We start from the raw sequence: 17,219 nt of genomic DNA, 5'->3' as shown, positions 1-17,219 counted from the left end.
TGCATGACTCTTTCGCCGCGCCGGGGCGTCGTGACATGCTCACCGCTGACGCAAATATGAACGTCGTTCACATGTATGAAAGGCGGCTCGGGTTCATGGCGACCACGGGGAACATCAGCAGACGTGGACTGCTCGGCAGCGCTGTGGCCGTCGCGGCGGCGGCGGCGGCCACCGGCGTCATCGGCGGCGGCACGGCGTCCGCCGCGACTCGCGGCACCGCGTCCGGTACGGGGCGGGCGACCGCCGTGAGCCGGGGGACCACCGCGGCCGGCCTGCGCGCCACCCCGCTCTGGCGGGAGTTCGCCGCCGCCCCCTTCACTCATCCCCAGGTCCCGTTCATCGGCCGGGCCGGCTACCGCGGCGGCTCCGGCCTGCCCCGCCGCAAGGGCCGCGGCTTCGTCGCCGATGTCCTGGACCACGGTGCGAAGCCGGACAGCTCCGCCGACGCCGCCCCCGCGATCAACCGTGCCATCGCCGCTGCCGGACAGCGCGGCGGTGGCACGGTGCTCATCCCCGCGGGCACGTACCGCATCGACGACATCATCCGGATCGGCCACAGCGATGTGGTGGTGCGCGGTGCGGGAAGCGGACGTACCAAGCTGTACGCGACCAAGAACCTCACCGAACTGATCGGTGTGTACGGCAGCCGCTACGGCGGCGACAAGTCCAGTTGGTCCTGGGCGGGCGGCCTCATCTGGCTCTGCCCGAAGGAACGTTGGGCCTCCCTCACCGAAGCGATCAGGGCGAAGGCCTGGCCCTTCGAGGGCTGGACCGGCAACCGGCGCGACGAGTGGCGGACCCTGACCACCGTCGCCCCCGCCCGCCGGGGCGACCGCTCGATCATCGTCCACGACACGTCGAAGCTGAAGCGCGGCGGACTCGTCCTGCTCCGCCTCGCCGACGACGCCGACCACACGCTCCTGGAGCACATGGCGGGCGACGGCCCCGGCCCCGAGGCGTACTACTGGGACGACAAGACCAAGCTGACGTCGTACGTCCCCTACGAGTGGCCGGTCCGCGTCACCTCCGTGCGCGGACACCGGGTCACGCTGGAGCGTCCGCTTCCGCTCGACCTCCGCCCCGAGTGGGATCCGCGCCTGACCACGCTCGTCGCCCCGCTCACCGGCTCCGGTGTCGAGGGGCTCACGCTCGAAGCGGTCGAGACCCCGCAGTCGCAGCATCTGCTCGACAAGGGGTACAACGGGGTCGCGTTCCAGTGCGCGTACGACTGCTGGGCCGACGACGTCACCGTCCGCCATGTCGACAACGGCTTCGGGCTGATTGGCGCGTCCGCCTGCACCCTGCGCCGCACGCGGGTCGCGGGGCGCGGCTCGCACCACCCGTACTACTGCCGCGAGGGTTCGCACGACAACCTCATCGAGGACTTCACGATCGAGCAGCGCACCGTACCGGCGCCCGCCGGAACCCAGCTGCACGGCATCAACGTCGAGGGTCTGTCCAGCTACAACGTCTGGTCGCGCGGGGTGATGGAGATGGGGACGTTCGACTCCCACCGGGGCATGCCGTTCGCCAACGTCCGTACCGACATCACCGTCGACAACAACGGGCGCCACGGCGGCGACGCGAGCGCGGGACCGCTCTTCGGCGCCCGGTTCACGCACTGGAACATCCGGGTCACCAACGGGCGGGCCGGTCTGATGCGGATCGACGGGCTCGCCCCGTACAGCGCGACGGTCGGCGTCAGCGAGGTGACGGAGTTCGACCAGATCGACGTCCCGGACTTCACCGGAGACCTGCACACCCGGCTGGAGGCGTACGGCACACCGGAAGCCCTCTGGCCGCCGAACCTCCACGACGCCCAGCGCGCCGTCCGCCTCTGAGCCGGTGCGGGCGCTGCGGGCCGGTGGTCAGTCCCCCGTCCGCAGCGCCGCCTCCACATCCTCCAGCGCCGAGACGAGCTGCGGACCGACGTCCGTCCACGTCCGGTCCAGCTGCTCCCGGGGAACGCGGCGCGGGACGGTCTCCACCAGCATGATCAGGTAGAGGTAGCAGCGGTAGAGCGCCAGCCGCAGCCGCACGGACGCGTCGAACACGATTCCGCGCCCGTCGCCCTCCGCGTACCCGGCGAGGAAGTCCGCGTCCTCCTCCACGTTCCCGAACAGCGCGAGCGATACGAAGTCGGCGACCGGGTCGCCCCAGAACATCCGCTCCCCGTCGATGATCCCGCCGATGGTGCGCGCGCCGGGTACGCCGTCGACGAGAAGGTTGCCCTGCCACAGGTCGAAGTGGACCAGGGCGGGCCGGGTGACGTCGTCGAGTACGGGCGACGCGGCGGCGAGCAGCGCGCGGATGCCGGCCGCGGGGCGCGGCAGCCGGGCGCGGTAGGTGTCCGCGTCGGCGAGGACGGCGTCGGTCATGGCGGTGAACGCCTGCCGCCAGGTCGGGGCGAGCGGGCCCACGGCCTGTCCCGGACAGCCGAAGCCGCCGGACCCCGTGACGGAGTGCAGCCGGGCGACGATCCGTCCCAGGCCGTTGCGGAGCCGGCGCCCCTCCGCAGCGGGCAGCGAGCCGGGGGTGAACTCGTTCCAGGGGCGGCCCGGACAGGCCGACATGATCACGAACGGGCCGGTCGCGGCGTCCGGGTCGAGCTCGCAGTGCAGGACGCGGGGGACCGCCGCGGACCCGGCCGCCCGCGTGTAGAACTCGACCTCGTTGACCAGGAGATCGCGCTCGTAACTCATCAGGGTTCCGGCCGTCGCGGGCGGCGGTATCTTCACCACCCAGTCGTCGCCGTCGGCGAGGGTCACGCGAGTGACGGTGTTGAACGTGCCTCCGGTGAGGGGTACCCGGACGGCGATCCGGTCAGCAGTGACGCCAACGGAGCTCAGAACGGCCGAGGTTGTGTCATCGGTCAGCATGTGCGGGATTGCCCCTCTATGTTGCGGTCCAGTTGAGATCGCGGCGGCGTGGATGCCTTCACGGGATGATCACGGCGCCGTCACGATCGCATCCCGTGCCCCCTTTGGTTGATCAACAAACCAACTCCCGCTCATAGAGTGAGCAAAACCCGAAGAATCAGCTCAGAGAGACGGATCCCCGGACCATGCGACCCACCGTCATACGCCGTACCGCCGTTGCCGCCGGCACGGTGTGCCTGGCCCTGCTCGCCACCGCCTGCGGCGGGTCGGACTCCGGTTCCGGGTCCGGTGACAAGGGAGCGGACGCCAAGGGCAAGGACTCCGCCGCGAAGCCGGCCGCCAAGGCGCTGACCGCCGCCGAGCTGGAGAAGGCCGCGCTGGCCCAGGGCGACGTCAAGGGTCACAAGATCTCCAAGGCCGCGGCCAAGGACGTGATCTCCGTCGACGACATCAAGGTCGAGAAGAAGGTCTGTGCTCCGCTGGCCGACGCGCTGATGGGTGCGCGGGTGGGTGAGCCCGGCGCGTTCACCAAGCGCACGGTGGTCAGCGAGCCCAAGAAGGGCAGCATGGACAAGCCGGGCACGGACGCCGAGGGCGCGTTCAAGGCGGCGTTCGACATCACGACGACGCAGCTCGCCCTCGGTTCGTACGACGGCAAGGGCGCGGAGGAGTCGGTCGCCGCGCTGCGCACCGCCGCCACCGAGTGCGCGGGCGGGTTCGACTTCACGGCGGCCGGTGAGAAGCAGAAGGTCAGCAAGATCACCGAGGAGAAGGTCAAGGGCGGTGAGGACGCGGCCGCCTGGACGGTCCAGCTGGAGCAGGACGGGGAAAAGGTCCAGCTGAAGCTCGTGGCCCTGCGCCAGGGTCCGTCGTTCGCCTCGTTCTCCTCGATGAACCTGGCCGCGATGGGTGGGGGCGGAGACTTCGAGCTGCCGACCGCGGTGGTCGAGGCCCAGGCCGCGAAGCTGGCGTAGGGCGCGGGCGGGGGTGCCGCGCACGCGGGACGGGTACGGCACCCCCGCCGCGGTGAGTACTCGTACTCATGAGCGATGCCTCGGCCTCCGGGCAGGCTGGTCGTACCAGTAGTCCCGAGGGAGTCGAACATGCGCAGGACCGGTCGACGTGACCGCGCCGCACGTACGCGCGGCGGAGGCCGAACGGGCCGGATCGCGGTGGGCCTGGCGCTGGTCCCCGTGACCCTGGCCGTGCTGACCACGGGCTGCTCGCTCCAGGACGCCATCTGTGGCGGCGGTGAGTACCCGGTCCTGGCGGTCGGGAGCGCCGGGAGCGCGTGCGTGCCCAAGGGCGAGGCGCCGCCGAAGGGATACGCCCGCTACCCGAAGGGCGAGGTTCCCGAGCACGTGGGCGACAAGTGGGACAAGTACTGGGAAACCCACAGCGTGGACGAGAACGGCAGGGTCATCGACCTCCCCGCCGACCCCGGAGAGTGAGAACGGGCGAGCGCCCCGGGCCCCGAGGGGCGGGCGGCGGCCCGTTGGCGGGCGAGTGCCGCGCGGGCCCGCCCGGCGGTCCGTTCATGGGCGAGCCGTGCGCGGATCCGGGCGGCGAGCCGTTCATCGGGTCCTCGGTCGTTGTCCTTCCGGTGCTCGTCAGGGCAGCGGTACGAGCCGGACGACGGTGACGATCAGGACGGACCCGGAGACGTAATAGAGCACGATGGCCCCGGCGACCGTCGCTTCGCGGCGGTCGCGCTCGCTCTTGACGGCCGACGACCCGTGCCCGTACGGGTCCAGGCCCAGGGTGCGTGCCATCTCGTTCCGGAAGACCTCGCCGTCACGCATCTTGGCCAGGGTGTCGTCGGCGGGCGGGGCGTAGGAGATACGGAAGCTCAAGCGACCGTCCGCCTTTCGGCCTCGTCCTGCGCCAGCCGGTCCAGGATCTTCTCGGCCTCCGGATCGGGCACGGCTTCCAGCATCCAGTGCCGCATGACGGCCTGGATCTCGCCCACCCCGGCGTCGTTGATGGCGCGGTCGAACTCCTCGCGTCTCTCTTCGGGCAGGGTGGCCCGGATGTCCGGAATGCTGTTGGGCACGTCGACTTCGGCGCCGCCGACGTAGGTCTTCAGGGGCTCGCCCATGGTTGCTCTCCCCGCTCTCCTTGCTCTCCGCACGGCCCGTCAGATCGGCTCCGTCCGGGTACGGGCCGGTACTTGGGCCACGTTAGCGCCAGGGCCCGCGACGGACGCGGAACCCGCGCGATACGTTCGCCTCGTGACAGGTACATCGTGGGACATATTGCTGATCGGTGGAGCGTCCGGCGTCGGCAAGAGCCGGCTCGCTGCCCAACTCGCGGATGAAGCGGAAGGGTTCGTGGTGGAGTTCGACGACGTGGTCGGCGCCGTCGAGGCCATGACGACAGCTCAACACCACCCCGCTCTCCACCACTTCGACGACATTCCCGACACCGAGCGGCTCACCGTCGAGCACGTGTTGAACCTCCAGATCGCCACCGCTCGGGCCCTGGAGCCCGCAGTGCTCGGCGTCGTACGCAACCGCCTGACCGTCGACGTGCCCGCCCTGGTCGAGGGTGACTACCTCACCCCGGCGGCGGCCGTGGAAGCGATCCGCGAGGGGAGGAGGGCCGGTCGCCGCGTGCGGGCGGTGTTCCTGCACGAGGAGGACCCGGACCGGATCACCGCCAATTACGCGGCGCGGGAGCCCGGAAGCGGGGTGCAACGGCACCGGGCACGGGTCAGCGCGGCGTACTCGCGCTGGCTGAGCCGACAGGCCGCGCTGCACGCGCTGCCCGTGGTGACGTGCCGCCCGTGGGACACGCTGGCGGCGCGTATCGGGCGGGTGTGGGGCGCGGAAGGGGAGGAGCGGGAGGAGCGGGAGAAGAGGGAGGGGTGGAAGCGCGAGCTGTTCGAGATGCCGGGGGCGTGAGGGCGCGCGGGGCGTGGCCATCGTGGTCGTAGTCCGTGGGACGCACCCCTCGCCTGCGGCAGACGGCGGGGCGGGGGATTCGTTCAAGCGCGATGGCAGACCGTCAGGCCTCCTGTCCCGCAGGGCCGGTCACGGGTTGAACAGCACTCCGCGCCACGTCCATCCCGCGCCGAGGACCGCGTCCCGCAGGGGAATCTTCATCTCCGCGGGGTCGAAGCGGAACACCTCTGTTTCGTGCGGGCGCCCGTCGGCTCCCCGCCCGACCTCCCACTTCCGTGAAACCGCCGTCACCTGACCGCGGGAGTACGCGCGCGATGCCGCCAGGCTGGGCGAGTTCCCGACCCATGTGACCTCCCACTGCTCGTCGAAAGTACGCACCTCGTGCTTCTCCGGGACCAGGCGCATCCGGGTCGTGAGGGTCCGGTCCCACTGGGTCCGGACGAAGAAGGAGCGCAGGGCAGGCTCCAGGATCCGCCACTCCGCCACCAGACCGACACCCTCCTGGTCTCCACGCCTCAAGCTGATCACGCTCCGCCGCCGTGGGCTGTATACGAACTTCTCCGCCAAGACGGAGGCGCCCTTGGCACGTTCTCGATGCCGAGGGCCATACCTTCTGATCCGTAGCTCCCGCCGGGAACGGTCAGCGACGGCCATACCGGCCGCTACGAAGCTCCGGAGAGACGCTCGTGCCGTGACCGCAAACGATCACCGGTTGCGGTGGGTTCGTGGGACAGTTCGCTGTGCAGCGTGACGCATGTCTGGGCAATGTGATCGTCTGCCATGGCGAACTGCCTCGATTGCCGACTACGAGATTGCGAGCGCCGATGGAGGTTTCCGAGCGTCCTTCTTTGGTCGTCGGCGGGACAGGCATGCTGAGGGGTGTTGTGCATCACCTCGTCCAGCAGGGACGACGGGTCGCTGTCGTAGCGCGGGACCGGACGGGGATCGCTGCCGTTGCAGCATCGAGCGATCGACCAGATCTTGTCGTACCCGTAGCTTGCGACTACGCCGATCTGGCAGGACTTCAGCGGGCGTTGCAGCAGGTCACGCGGGCCGAAGGACGCTTCGCCCTGGCCGTGTGCTGGGTTCACTCGCCACACCGCAATGGGGTGCACGAGGCGGTCGCAGGGTGTGTTTCACAAGAGGCGACGGTGATGGACGTGCTGGGGAGTGGAGCCGCCGATCCCACCCGTCCCAGGAACGAGGTCACACGGCCCGAACCGTTCAGGTCGGATCGGGTCCAGTACCAACGGGTGATTCTCGGTTTCACTGACGGACCGACAGGAACTCGGTGGCTGTCTCACGGCGAGATCAGTGCCGGGATCGTCTCCGCAATGCGTGACCCGCAGGAGACGACCATCGTGGGACGGGTGCGTCCTTGGTTTCAGCGGCCTTGAGGCCGTTCCCGACGCGATCAAGGAATTGCAGCAGTGTCCGCAGAGCCTCACGTCCGATGCGTATCGGACGAGCGATATTGCGTCGCAGATACTCGGCAGGTTTCCGGATCGACCAGCGGGTGAAGGGCTTGCCGAGCTTGGCAGGGCGGGTGGTAGCCGTTCGGATGACGAACTCCTCGTCGTCATCACTGAGCAGGCGGGGACGGCCTCCCGCCCATTGAGGGTCCAGGCAGGCCAGGCCGGTCTCGTTGAACTTGTGGATCACGTCGCGGACGGTGTCCTCGTCCGCCTGGACGAGCCGGGCGATCACCGGGACGCTGTTCCCGCCCGCCGAGGCCGGCAGCATCATCGCGCGCCGGAAGCGAGCCGAGTACCTCGGCCATGCGGACCCGGGCCTGACGCTTGGAGGAGCTCACAAAAAAATGGGCGCCCGGCTCGCGACCACGTTCCCCCGGTCCTGTCACCTGACGGCCCGGTCGAGCAGCTCACGGCCCGGAGACGGCCCCAGCACAGCACGAAGGCCCCTACCAACGGTCGACCCGCAGGTAGGAGCCTCGGCCAGGCAGGGTTACTTCTTCTTGCCCTGGTTCTTCACGGCCTCGATCGCGGCCTTCGCCGCGTCCGGGTCGAGGTAGGTGCCGCCCGGCTTGATCGGGCGGAAGTCGGCGTCCAGCTCGTAGGCGAGCGGGATGCCGGTGGGGATGTTCAGGCCCGCGATGTCGGCGTCGGAGATGCCGTCGAGGTGCTTGACCAGGGCGCGGAGGCTGTTGCCGTGGGCGGCGACCAGGACCGTGCGGCCGGCCAGGAGGTCCGGGACGATGCCGTCGTACCAGTACGGCAGCATGCGGACCACGACGTCCTTGAGGCACTCGGTGCGCGGGCGCAGCTCCGGCGGGATCGTCGCGTAGCGCGGGTCGTCGCTCTGCGAGAACTCGGTGCCGTCCTCCAGGGCGGGCGGCGGGGTGTCGTACGAGCGGCGCCACAGCATGAACTGCTCCTCGCCGAACTCGGCGAGCGTCTGCGCCTTGTCCTTGCCCTGCAGGGCGCCGTAGTGGCGCTCGTTCAGCCGCCAGGAGCGGTGGACGGGGATCCAGTGGCGGTCCGCGGCTTCCAGCGCGAACTGCGCGGTGCGGATGGCGCGCTTCTGGAGGGAGGTGTGCAGGACATCGGGGAGCAGACCGGCGTCCTTGAGCAGCTCACCGCCGCGGACTGCCTCCTTCTCGCCCTTCTCGGTGAGGTTGACGTCCACCCAACCGGTGAACAGGTTCTTCGCGTTCCATTCGCTCTCGCCGTGGCGGAGGAGGATCAGCTTGTACGGTGCGTCGGCCATGGCCCCGAGCGTAATCGAAGCCGTACGGGCGCTGCGCGGGCCGGTCACAAGGCGGACAGGCGGCGGACGGGTGGGGCGGGTGAGGGGTGTCCAGGCCTGCCTCGGGCCGGGACGATTGACGAGCGGCGTCAATTGACTGGCGGACCGCGATTCGGGATTCGTAATGTTCGGATAGCCATCGGGCCTCTTACCGGCGGTGCTCGTTCCGTACTTCCCTGGGGGGATCCCGAATGTCTGTCGCCGGTCTCAGACGGGCCGCACACGAGTCCGTGTCCGGTCTCCCCAGGGAGTTCTGGTGGCTGTGGACCAGCACGCTGGTCAACCGCCTCGGCGGGTTCGTCGCCACGTTCATGGCGCTCTACCTGACTCTGGACCGGGGCTACTCCGCCTCGTACGCCGGCCTGGTCGCCGCGCTGCACGGGCTCGGCGGGGTCGTCTCCTCGCTCGGGGCGGGGGTGATGACCGACCGGCTGGGCCGTCGGCCCACCATGCTCATCGCGCAGAGCTCCACCGCCGCGTCCGTGGCCGTCCTCGGGTTCATGGTCCATCCGGTGGCCATCGCGGCCGTCGCCTTCGTCGTCGGCATGGCCAGCAACGCCTCGCGGCCCGCCGTGCAGGCGATGATGGCCGACATCGTCCGGCCCGAGGACCGGGTGCGGGCCTTCTCGCTCAATTACTGGGCGATCAACCTCGGCTTCGCCGTCTCCTCCGCGGGGGCCGGGTTCGTCGCCGAGTACAGCTATCTCGCCGGGTTCCTCGGCGAGGCCGCGATGACCCTGGCCTGCGCCCTCGTCGTCTTCATGAAGGTGCCCGAGTCGAGGCCCGAGAAGGCGGCGGTGCCCGAGCGCGCGGCAGGCGGTGCGGACGAGGTCCGGCTCTCCACCGTGCTGCGCGACGGGCGGTTCATGAGCGTGGTGGGGCTGTCCTTCGTCATCGCCCTGATCTTCCAGCAGGGGTACGTGGGGCTGCCGGTGGCCATGGGGGCGGACGGGTTCTCCAGCTCCGACTTCGGTACCGCCGTCGCCGTCAACGGCGTGCTGATCGTGGTGCTCCAGATCCCGGTCACCCGCTTCATCCAGCACCGCGATCCGCGCCGGCTGCTCATCGTGTCGTCGCTGCTGGCGGGGTACGGATTCGGGCTCACCGCGTTCGCCGGGTCGGTCGCCGTGTACGCGCTGACCATCTGCGTCTGGACGGTCGCCGAGATCGTCAACTCGCCGATCCAGACCGGTCTCGTGGTCCGGCTCTCGCCGACCCAGGGCCGCGGCCGCTATCAAGGCATGTACACGATGTCCTGGTCCGCGGCGGCGTTGATCGCACCACTGATGTCGGGTGTGGTGATCGACCGCTTCGGCGCGGAGTGGCTGTGGGGGACCTGCGCCGTCCTGGGGACCGGGGCCGCGCTCGGGTACTGGCTGCTGATGCGGAATCTGCCGGGGGACGGGGCGGCCTCCGGGAGCGGCGGCCGGGCGGCGGAGAGTGGCGGGGGCGAGGGGAGTGGTGTCCCTGCCGGGGCCGGGGCCGAGCCTTCCGTCGAACCGGCGGGCTGAGACCGGACGAGGCGGGCCGGGGCGGGGCTCAGCGAAACGGACGGGACGGGCCGGGGCGGCCGCGCGGTTGTCGCGCGGCCGCCCCGGCCCGTCCTGCCGCTCGCGGTTACGGGGCCGTGCTCGCCGCGCCGGCTGTCGCGACCGGCGACTCCTGCTGCCGCGGTACGGAGGGCCGCTCGCCGCCCTCTTCCCGGCTCCGCGCCCAGAAGTAGTACACCGGCGCCGTCACCACCAGGCCGACCAGCCACGACAGGTCCGCGCCGCCCAGCGGTTCGACCAGTGGGCCGGTGTACAGCGACGTGGCGACGAACGGGAGCTGGACGACGATGCCGATCGCGTACGAGACCAACGCCACCGTGTTGAAGCGGCCGTACCGTCCGCCGTCCGGGAGGAAGAGGTCTTCGAGCGCGTAGCGGCCTCGGTGCACCAGGTAGAAGTCGATCAGGTTGATCGCCGTCCACGGGACGAGAACGATCAGCAGCACCAGTACCAGGTTCACGAAGTGCGAGACGAAGTCGCCGGCCAGGCCGACCGCGATCAGCAGCGCGGCCACCAGCACCACGGCCGACACCGCGCCGCGCGCCGTCTGGCGAGGCTGCCAGGCGGTGCGGAAGGTCTGGCCGATCGTGATGAGCGAGAGCACCGCTCCGTACAGGTTCAGCGCGTTGTGGTTGATCACGCTGAAGAGGAAGAGCAGCAGGATGACCGGGCCGAAACCGCCCGCCGCGCTGTCGAAGCCCGCCACCGTGTCGTCCGTGCCGGGGGCGGCCAGCCCGATCACCGTGCCCGCCAGGAACGGCAGGGTCGAGCCCAGACAGGAGCCCCAGTAGGTGGCCCAGAAGGTGGCCGAGGTGCGGACCATGCGCGGCAGGTAGCGCGAGTAGTCGGAGACGTACGGGGCGAAGGCCAGCTGCCACAGGGCGCTCAGCGAGACCGTCGCCAGCCAGCCCGCGAAGGTGAAGCCGCCGCGCGTGAAGAAGTCGTCCGGCAGTCCGCGCGCGACCACGACCGCCAGGCCGGCGACGATGCCGATGCCCAGCACCCAGGTCGCGACCTTGTTCAGGGTGTGGATCAGCCGGTAGCCGATCCAGCAGATCACCGCCGAGCCGAGCGCGCCCAGCACGATGCCCGCGTCGACCGGTACGCCGGGCGCGAGGCCGTGCAGCGACTTCCCCGCGAGCACGATGTTCGACGCGAAGAAGCCGATGTACATCGCCGCCGCGACGACCACGATCAGCAGGGCGCCGATCGCGCCGAACTGCGCCCGGCTCTGGATCATCTGCGGCACGCCCAGCCGGGGGCCCTGCGCCGAGTGCAGCGCCATGAAGACGCCGCCGACGAGCTGGCCGACCACGATCGCGAGCACGCTCGACCAGAAGGACTGGTGGAAGACCTGCACCCCCATGGCGCCGGTCACCAGCGGCAGCGGGGCGATGTTCGTGCCGAACCACATCGTGAACAAGTCCTTGACACGGCCGTGCCGTTCGCTGTCCGGGACGTGGTCGATCGTGTGCTGTTCCACGGCGGCCGCGGTGGCGGCCGCGGTGGCGGTGGTGGTGGCAGCGGAAGCGGCTGCGGGCTCTTCGGGACCGGGCATGCGGACTCCCTGGGGACGGGGGTGAGAAGGACTCCATGGCGGACAGGTGCGGGTGGTCGGTGAGTCTCGAACGGTTTCAGCCAGTGGTCAAATAGTGATTTCGACGCGGTTACATCGGATTTCTTGATGCAATGCCGTTCGGCAGGGCGCAGAATCCGGTCATGGCCAAGGACGCGAACTTCACCCTCGTACAGCTCCGGTACTTCCTCGCCGCCGCCGAGCTCGGCTCCATGACCGCCGCCGCGCAGCGCATCAATGTGTCGCAGTCGGCGGTGTCGACGGCGGTCACCCATCTGGAGCGGGAGCTCGGGGTGCAGCTGCTGATCCGCCGGCATGCCAAGGGGCTGTCGCTGACCGGGGCGGGGGAGCGGTTCCTGCACGAGCTGCGCGGCTTTCTGACCCATGCCGACGAGCTCGCCGAATCCGCCCGCAGCCTCGGCTCGGACCTGTTCGGCGAGCTGGCCGTGGGCTGTTTCCAGACCCTGGCGCCGTTCTATCTCCCGCGTCTGCTGCGGCAGTTCGCCGAGAGCCATCCCGCGGTGCGGATCGAGGTGCACGAGGGCGACACCCCCGCGATGCAGGAGAGCCTGCGCACCGGGGAGTGCGAGCTGGCGCTGCTGTACGACCTCGATCTGGACGCCGACATCGAGCGCGAGGTGCTGGCGATGGCCCCGCCGTACGCCCTGGTCCCGGAGGGGCACCGGCTGGCCGACAGTGGTTCCGCGCGCCTCGCGGACCTGGCCGAGGAGCCGATGATCCTGCTCGACCTGCCGGTCAGCCGGGACTACTTCCAGTCGGTCGTGGCCAAGGCGGGCGGTGAGCCGCGGGTGCGCCACCGGACCAAGAGCTACGAGACCGTGCGCGCGCTGGTCGCGGCCGGGCACGGCTGGGCGCTGCTCAACCAGCGCCCGGCGCACGACCGTACGTACGACGGAGCCCGGGTCGTCGACCTGCCGCTCGCCGACCATCTGCCCGCGCTGCCGCTGGTCCTCGCGAAGCTGCGCGGTGTCCGGCTGACCGGGCGGGCGCAGGCCTTCGCCGCCGTCTGCCGAGAGGCGTTGCGGGCCTGAGCGCAGGTGGCAGGGCCGCGAAAGTGCTGCATCTGGAAAATCGATGCAATGGAGCAAAAAGATCAGCTTTACGGATAGTTCGCTGCTCTCCCATAGTGGTCCACCACTAGGACCGCACACTCCAGGGGAGGCCGCAGCCCATGACGATCGCTCCGCACCACCCGGTCCAACCGGCCACCGCCCGCGCCGACTTCGCGGGGCGGGAGCGCACGACCGCCCGCGCCGCCCGCGCCGACTTCATCGCCGCGATGGGCAATGCCGCGACCGGTGTCACCGTCGTCACGACCGAAGGACCGGCCGGTCGCTTCGCGCAGACCGTGAGCGCCATGTGCTCCGTCACCGCCGATCCGCCGTCGCTCCTCGTCTGCGTCAACGAGCGCAGCCCGCTCGCCGCGGCCGCCGTCCGCAACGGCCACTTCGGCGTCAGCATCCTCAGCCTCGGCCAGGCCCATGTCTCCGACGTCTTCGCCGGGCGGCCCGCCCCCGGCACGGGCCACGCCCCGTACGACTTCGACTGCGCCGACTGGCAGACCCTCGACACCGGCTCGCCGCTGCTGCGCGACGCCGCGGCCGTCTTCGACTGCCACCTCACCGACGCCGTGGTCTCCGGTACTCACCGGGTCCTCTTCGGCGCCGTCACCGCCAGCACCGTCTCGACGTCGGACCGGCCGCTCGTCCACCACGCCCGCACCTACGGCGCGCACCGCCCCCTGTGACCACCCGCACCGAAGAAGGAGTACGGAGATGATCCGCACCGGAGAGCAGTACCGGGAGTCGATCCGCGACGGCCGAGACGTCTGGATCAACGGCGAGAAGGTGGCGGACGTCCCCGCGCACCCCGCCTTCGAGCCGCTCGTCGACATCCGCGCCCGGATCTACGACATGGCCCACGACCCGGAGACCCGGGACACCATGACGTACACCGACCCGGAGACCGGTGAGGTCAACGCCGTACAGCAGAAGCCGCCGCGCACCCGCGAGGACTGGGACGCCAAGCGCGCCGCCACCGACGCCGTGCTCAGCGACGTCGGCGGTGTCGTCACCCGCGTCGGCGACGAGACGATCGGCGAGGTCTGGTCGCTCATCGACGGCCAGGACGTGCTGAACGCGATCAACCCCACCTACGCCGAGAACGTCAAGCGCCACATCGACCTGGCCTGCTTCGGCGACCCCTTCCACGTCTCCGCCAACACCGACCCGAAGGGCGACCGCTCCAAGCGCCCCCAGGACCAGGACCCGGACATGCTGCTGCACGTCGTACGGGAGACGGACAACGGCATCGTGGTGCGCGGCGCCAAGTACGAGACGGCCGCCGCCTACTCCAACCAGGCGTTCACCAAGCCGACCATCGCCAACTGGGGCGACTCCGAACTCTCCGACTACGCCCTCGGGTTCATGCTCGACATGGGTGCGCCGGGCCTGAAGTACATCTGCCGTACGGGCTTCGCCGGCGCCAAGCCGATCGAGGACTACCCGGTCTCCAACCGCTTCGACGAGGTCGACACCCTGGTCGTCTTCGACGATGTCGAGATCCCCTGGGAGAACGTGCTGTTCTACCGGGACACCAAGGCGGCCACCTTCATCCGCGCCACCCTGCACCGCTACAGCGCCTTCGCCTTCACCCAGCGCAATCTGCGGCTCGCGGACCTGATGATCGGCGCCGCGCTGTGGAACGTGAAGCAGACCGGTCTGGAGAAGCAGCAGGCCGTCCAGGAGAAGCTGGCCACCCTCGCCTGCTACCGCGAAGGCATCAACGCCCATCTCAGCGCGGCGATCGCGATGGCGGAGCCCAGCCCCGGCGGGCTGCTCATGCCGAACCAGTCGCTGCTCTACACCGGCCGCGTACTGGCCTGCTCGCAGCTGCACGAGATGATGCACATCGCCCGAGAGCTGTGCGGCGGCCAGATCTGCATCACCCCGGACAAGGCGTCCTTCGACCACCCGGACACCAAGCCGTGGCTGGACAAGTTCTACTCGATCAACGAGCACTGGGTCGCCGAGGACCGCCGCAAGCTCCTCGCGTACGCCCGTGACCTGCTGAACTCCGACTACGCGGGCCACCGGCTGACCTTCCAGCTCTTCGCCCAGTCCCCGCCCTTCGCGCACCTGGGCGCCGTCTACCGCAACTTCGACTGGGACGGCCCGCTCGACCTGGTCAAGGACGCGGCCGGGCTCTCGGACAACGTCCTCGGTTCGCTGGGGCGTGGAAAGTGACCGTCCACGACCGCATCCGCTGCTTCAACACCGCCGACACGTACCCCGAGCAGGACCTCTCCAACGATCTCGCGCAGGCCGTCGTCGCCGACGGCACCGTCTATCTGCGCGGCCAGATCGGCCAGGACCTCGACACCCGCGAGAGCGTCGGCGTCGGCGACGTGGCGGCCCAGGCCGAGAAGGCCATGGCGAACATCGCGATGCTGCTGGAGGAGTGCGGCAGCCGGCTCGACGAGATCGTCAAGATCACCGTCTATCTGACGGACATCCGCTACCGCGAGCCCGTCTACCGGACCATGGGCCGGTGGCTGAAGGGCGTCCACTACGTCTCCACCGGGCTGGTCGTCTCGGCGCTGGCCCGCCCGGAGTGGCTGGTCGAGATCGACGCCACCGCGGTGATCCCGGCCGAGCGGCGGGCCGAGGCGGCGGCCCGGCGGCAGGAGGCCGGCGCGTGACCTTCTCCATCGCCGCCCGCTGCACCCGTACCGGACAGTTCGGCGTCGCCGTCACCTCCTCCTCGCCCGCCGTGGCCGCGCGATGCGCACATGTGCGGGCGGGCGTCGGGGCGGTCTGCTCGCAGAACGTCACCGATCCGCGGCTCGGCACCCGGCTGCTCGACCTGCTGGCGGCGGGCAGCTCCCCGGCCGCGGCGATCCGGAGCGTCGTCGACTCCGAAAGCACCATTGATTACCGGCAGTTGACCGCCATCGGGCCGGACGGCCCGGCCGCCGCGCACTCCGGGGCGCGGGCGTTGGGACAGTACGCGCAGGCCGTCGGCCCGGACGCCGTCGCCGCCGGGAACCTCCTGTCCGGCCCCGGTGTCCCGCAGGCCGTGCTCGACGCCTTCGCCGCCGACCCGGCCGCCCCGCTGGGGCGGCGCCTCGTCGACGCGCTGAGCGCCGGGGCGGCGGCGGGTGGCGAGGAGGGCCCGGTCCGTTCGGCCGGCCTGCTCGTCGTCGACCGGGTCGCCTGGCCGGTGACCGACCTCCGCGTCGACTGGACGGACGGCGACCCGATCGCGGAACTCGCCGCGCTGTGGAAGCTCTGGGAGCCGCAGGCGTCCGCCTACGTCAGCCGGGCACTCGCCCCCGACGAGGCACCGTCGTACGGCGTCCCGGGGGACGAATGAACCCCGTCCGCACCGCCGTCGCCGCGATCGAGGACCAGCTCCTCGCCCTCAGTCACCGGATCCACGCCCACCCCGAGGTGGCGTGGGAGGAGGAGAAGGCGGCCCGCTGGGTCTCGTACGCCCTGAACGACCTCGGCTTCGAGGTGCGCTCCGGCACGGCCGGGCTGCCCACCGCCTTCACCGCCACCCTCGGGTCCGGGCCGCTCCATCTGGGCATCTGCGCCGAGTACGACGCGCTGCCCGGCCTCGGCCACGCCTGCGGACACAACATCATCGCGGCGGCGGCGGTCGGTGCGGCGGCCGGACTGGCCCCGGTCGTCGACGACCTGGGCCTGACGGTCACCGTCTTCGGAACCCCGGCGGAGGAGGGCGGCGGCGGCAAGATCCTGATGCTGGAGCGCGGCGCCTTCGACGGGGTGCACGCGGCGATGATGGTCCACCCGGGGCCGGTCGACGTCGCCGAGGCCGCCCCGTTCGCCGTTGCCCATCTGAAGGTTCGCTACCACGGCAAGGCCGCCCACGCGGCGGCCTATCCCGAGCAGGGCCGCAACGCCGCCGACGCCTTCACGGTCGCCCAGGTCGCGGTCGGACTGCTGCGCCAGCAGCTCCCCGGCCGGACCAGGGTGCACGGCATGATGACGCGCGGCGGCGAGGCCCCGAACGCCATCCCCGAGCTGACGGAGGGGCGTTGGTACGTACGTGCCGACACCCTGGAACAGCTCGCCGAGCTCCAGCCGCGCGTCGAGCGCTGCTTCGAGGCGGGCGCGCTGGCGGCGGGCTGCGAGCTGGAGATCGAGCCGGAGAGCCGCCCGTACTCGGAATTCCGCAACGACGTGGGGCTGTTGGCGCATTACCGGCGTACGGCCGAGGGGCTGGGGCGCACCTTCGAGTCGGGCACCCCCGCCGCCCGGATGAACCGGGCCTCGACCGACATGGGCAATGTGTCGCGTGTGGTGCCCGCCATCCACCCCTACCTGGGCATCGGCTCGCTGCCCGCGGTCAACCACCAGAAGGAGTTCGCCGCGCACTGCGTGGGCGGCGAGGCGGACCGCGCGGTGCTCGACGGGGCCACGGCGATGGCGCTGACGGCGGTGTCCGTGGCCTCGGACGACGAGGAGCGGGCCCGGCTTGTCGCGGGGCGGTGAAATCC

General features: G+C 70.6%; 18 protein-coding genes and 1 pseudogene. 11 read left to right on the top strand and 8 right to left on the bottom strand.

Going from position 1 to position 17,219, the window contains the following annotated elements; genetic code table 11:
• The first annotated feature begins 95 nt into the window (after nucleotides 1-95).
• On the top strand, nucleotides 96-1,841 hold the full coding sequence (locus ABZ826_RS13160) for a glycosyl hydrolase family 28-related protein (protein ID WP_361446485.1): 1,746 nt from the start codon (nucleotides 96-98) through the stop codon (nucleotides 1,839-1,841).
• Between the two features lie 27 nt (nucleotides 1,842-1,868).
• Here the strand turns inward: ABZ826_RS13160 and ABZ826_RS13155 are convergent, their stop codons facing one another.
• Complete coding sequence (locus tag ABZ826_RS13155; protein ID WP_361446483.1) at nucleotides 1,869-2,879, bottom strand: aminoglycoside phosphotransferase family protein; 1,011 nt, start codon at nucleotides 2,877-2,879, stop codon at nucleotides 1,869-1,871.
• A gap of 185 nt (nucleotides 2,880-3,064) precedes the next feature.
• Here ABZ826_RS13155 and ABZ826_RS13150 point away from each other — a divergent pair, with 185 nt between their 5' ends.
• Both ABZ826_RS13150 and ABZ826_RS13145 read left to right on the top strand, forming a co-directional pair.
• The gene (locus ABZ826_RS13150; RefSeq protein WP_361446481.1) at nucleotides 3,065-3,853 is read left to right on the top strand and encodes a hypothetical protein; all 789 of its coding nucleotides are present in this window, start codon (nucleotides 3,065-3,067) and stop codon (nucleotides 3,851-3,853) included.
• Between the two features lie 129 nt (nucleotides 3,854-3,982).
• The gene (locus ABZ826_RS13145; RefSeq protein ID WP_361446479.1) at nucleotides 3,983-4,330 is read left to right on the top strand and encodes a hypothetical protein; all 348 of its coding nucleotides are present in this window, start codon (nucleotides 3,983-3,985) and stop codon (nucleotides 4,328-4,330) included.
• 159 nt (nucleotides 4,331-4,489) lie between these two features.
• Here the strand turns inward: ABZ826_RS13145 and ABZ826_RS13140 are convergent, their stop codons facing one another.
• Together ABZ826_RS13140 and ABZ826_RS13135 are read right to left on the bottom strand one after the other, a co-directional pair.
• The gene (locus tag ABZ826_RS13140; RefSeq protein ID WP_361446477.1) at nucleotides 4,490-4,732 is read right to left on the bottom strand and encodes a hypothetical protein; all 243 of its coding nucleotides are present in this window, start codon (nucleotides 4,730-4,732) and stop codon (nucleotides 4,490-4,492) included.
• Nucleotides 4,729-4,977 carry a hypothetical protein gene (locus ABZ826_RS13135; protein ID WP_361446475.1) on the bottom strand — a complete coding sequence of 83 codons (249 nt, stop codon included), beginning with the start codon at nucleotides 4,975-4,977 and terminating at the stop codon, nucleotides 4,729-4,731. The genes ABZ826_RS13140 and ABZ826_RS13135 overlap by 4 nt, the downstream gene beginning before the upstream one ends.
• A gap of 133 nt (nucleotides 4,978-5,110) precedes the next feature.
• Here ABZ826_RS13135 and ABZ826_RS13130 point away from each other — a divergent pair, with 133 nt between their 5' ends.
• Nucleotides 5,111-5,782, top strand: coding sequence for a hypothetical protein (locus ABZ826_RS13130; RefSeq protein ID WP_361446473.1), 672 nt, complete (start codon nucleotides 5,111-5,113; stop codon nucleotides 5,780-5,782).
• Between the two features lie 129 nt (nucleotides 5,783-5,911).
• Here ABZ826_RS13130 and ABZ826_RS13125 read toward each other — a convergent pair whose 3' ends face one another.
• The 4 genes and pseudogenes from ABZ826_RS13125 to ABZ826_RS13110 form a co-directional block, all read right to left on the bottom strand.
• Nucleotides 5,912-6,301, bottom strand: a complete 390-nt coding sequence (locus ABZ826_RS13125) for a hypothetical protein (RefSeq protein ID WP_361446471.1) — start codon at nucleotides 6,299-6,301, stop codon at nucleotides 5,912-5,914.
• 143 nt (nucleotides 6,302-6,444) lie between these two features.
• Nucleotides 6,445-6,873, bottom strand: a complete 429-nt coding sequence (locus ABZ826_RS13120) for a hypothetical protein (protein WP_361446469.1) — start codon at nucleotides 6,871-6,873, stop codon at nucleotides 6,445-6,447.
• A 334-nt stretch (nucleotides 6,874-7,207) separates the two neighbouring features.
• A pseudogene (locus ABZ826_RS13115) lies at nucleotides 7,208-7,528 on the bottom strand (helix-turn-helix domain-containing protein); the annotation flags it as partial.
• Nucleotides 7,529-7,747: 219 nt separating this feature from the next.
• Nucleotides 7,748-8,509, bottom strand: a complete 762-nt coding sequence (locus ABZ826_RS13110; RefSeq protein ID WP_361446467.1) for a phosphoglyceromutase — start codon at nucleotides 8,507-8,509, stop codon at nucleotides 7,748-7,750.
• Between the two features lie 230 nt (nucleotides 8,510-8,739).
• Between ABZ826_RS13110 and ABZ826_RS13105 the strand changes: the two genes are divergently transcribed.
• Entirely contained in the window at nucleotides 8,740-10,059 is a 1,320-nt protein-coding gene (locus ABZ826_RS13105; RefSeq protein WP_361446465.1) for an MFS transporter, read from the top strand.
• Nucleotides 10,060-10,165: 106 nt separating this feature from the next.
• On the opposite strand, the gene ABZ826_RS13100 is transcribed toward ABZ826_RS13105, so the two are convergent.
• Nucleotides 10,166-11,656, bottom strand: a complete 1,491-nt coding sequence (locus tag ABZ826_RS13100) for a cytosine permease (RefSeq protein ID WP_361446463.1) — start codon at nucleotides 11,654-11,656, stop codon at nucleotides 10,166-10,168.
• A gap of 161 nt (nucleotides 11,657-11,817) precedes the next feature.
• Here ABZ826_RS13100 and ABZ826_RS13095 point away from each other — a divergent pair, with 161 nt between their 5' ends.
• The 6 genes from ABZ826_RS13095 (at nucleotide 11,818) to ABZ826_RS13070 (ending at nucleotide 17,214) form a co-directional block, all read left to right on the top strand.
• Nucleotides 11,818-12,726 (top strand): LysR family transcriptional regulator, encoded by a 909-nt coding sequence (locus ABZ826_RS13095; protein WP_361446461.1) that lies wholly within the window; start codon nucleotides 11,818-11,820, stop codon nucleotides 12,724-12,726.
• 140 nt (nucleotides 12,727-12,866) lie between these two features.
• A complete protein-coding gene (locus ABZ826_RS13090; RefSeq protein WP_361446459.1) occupies nucleotides 12,867-13,442 on the top strand; it encodes a flavin reductase family protein in 576 nt (191 codons plus the stop codon).
• Between the two features lie 28 nt (nucleotides 13,443-13,470).
• Nucleotides 13,471-14,940 carry a 4-hydroxyphenylacetate 3-hydroxylase family protein gene (locus ABZ826_RS13085; RefSeq protein WP_361446457.1) on the top strand — a complete coding sequence of 490 codons (1,470 nt, stop codon included), beginning with the start codon at nucleotides 13,471-13,473 and terminating at the stop codon, nucleotides 14,938-14,940.
• A complete protein-coding gene (locus ABZ826_RS13080; RefSeq protein ID WP_361446455.1) occupies nucleotides 14,937-15,395 on the top strand; it encodes a RidA family protein in 459 nt (152 codons plus the stop codon). Before ABZ826_RS13085 ends, ABZ826_RS13080 begins: the two co-directional genes overlap by 4 nt.
• Nucleotides 15,392-16,069 carry a DUF1028 domain-containing protein gene (locus ABZ826_RS13075; protein ID WP_361446453.1) on the top strand — a complete coding sequence of 226 codons (678 nt, stop codon included), beginning with the start codon at nucleotides 15,392-15,394 and terminating at the stop codon, nucleotides 16,067-16,069. The genes ABZ826_RS13080 and ABZ826_RS13075 overlap by 4 nt, the downstream gene beginning before the upstream one ends.
• On the top strand, nucleotides 16,066-17,214 hold the full coding sequence (locus ABZ826_RS13070; protein ID WP_361446451.1) for a M20 family metallopeptidase: 1,149 nt from the start codon (nucleotides 16,066-16,068) through the stop codon (nucleotides 17,212-17,214). The genes ABZ826_RS13075 and ABZ826_RS13070 overlap by 4 nt, the downstream gene beginning before the upstream one ends.
• Nucleotides 17,215-17,219 lie beyond the last annotated feature (5 nt).

This window comes from Streptomyces sp. NPDC047515 (assembly GCF_040643055.1).
Taxonomy (GTDB): Bacteria; Actinomycetota; Actinomycetes; order Streptomycetales; family Streptomycetaceae; genus Streptomyces.
Note: the sequence above shows the minus strand (reverse complement) of the source record. Positions and strands in the feature narration are given on the sequence as shown.

Coding starts and splice junctions, on each gene's coding strand:
- ABZ826_RS13100 (WP_361446463.1), bottom strand. CDS start 11,656: ATGCCCGGTCCCGAAGAGCCCGCAGCCGCTTCCGCTGCCACCACCACC.
- ABZ826_RS13105 (WP_361446465.1), top strand. CDS start 8,740: ATGTCTGTCGCCGGTCTCAGACGGGCCGCACACGAGTCCGTGTCCGGT.
- ABZ826_RS13160 (WP_361446485.1), top strand. CDS start 96: ATGGCGACCACGGGGAACATCAGCAGACGTGGACTGCTCGGCAGCGCT.
- ABZ826_RS13095 (WP_361446461.1), top strand. CDS start 11,818: ATGGCCAAGGACGCGAACTTCACCCTCGTACAGCTCCGGTACTTCCTC.
- ABZ826_RS13150 (WP_361446481.1), top strand. CDS start 3,065: ATGCGACCCACCGTCATACGCCGTACCGCCGTTGCCGCCGGCACGGTG.
- ABZ826_RS13110 (WP_361446467.1), bottom strand. CDS start 8,509: ATGGCCGACGCACCGTACAAGCTGATCCTCCTCCGCCACGGCGAGAGC.
- ABZ826_RS13145 (WP_361446479.1), top strand. CDS start 3,983: ATGCGCAGGACCGGTCGACGTGACCGCGCCGCACGTACGCGCGGCGGA.
- ABZ826_RS13155 (WP_361446483.1), bottom strand. CDS start 2,879: ATGCTGACCGATGACACAACCTCGGCCGTTCTGAGCTCCGTTGGCGTC.
- ABZ826_RS13135 (WP_361446475.1), bottom strand. CDS start 4,977: ATGGGCGAGCCCCTGAAGACCTACGTCGGCGGCGCCGAAGTCGACGTG.
- ABZ826_RS13070 (WP_361446451.1), top strand. CDS start 16,066: ATGAACCCCGTCCGCACCGCCGTCGCCGCGATCGAGGACCAGCTCCTC.
- ABZ826_RS13085 (WP_361446457.1), top strand. CDS start 13,471: ATGATCCGCACCGGAGAGCAGTACCGGGAGTCGATCCGCGACGGCCGA.
- ABZ826_RS13090 (WP_361446459.1), top strand. CDS start 12,867: ATGACGATCGCTCCGCACCACCCGGTCCAACCGGCCACCGCCCGCGCC.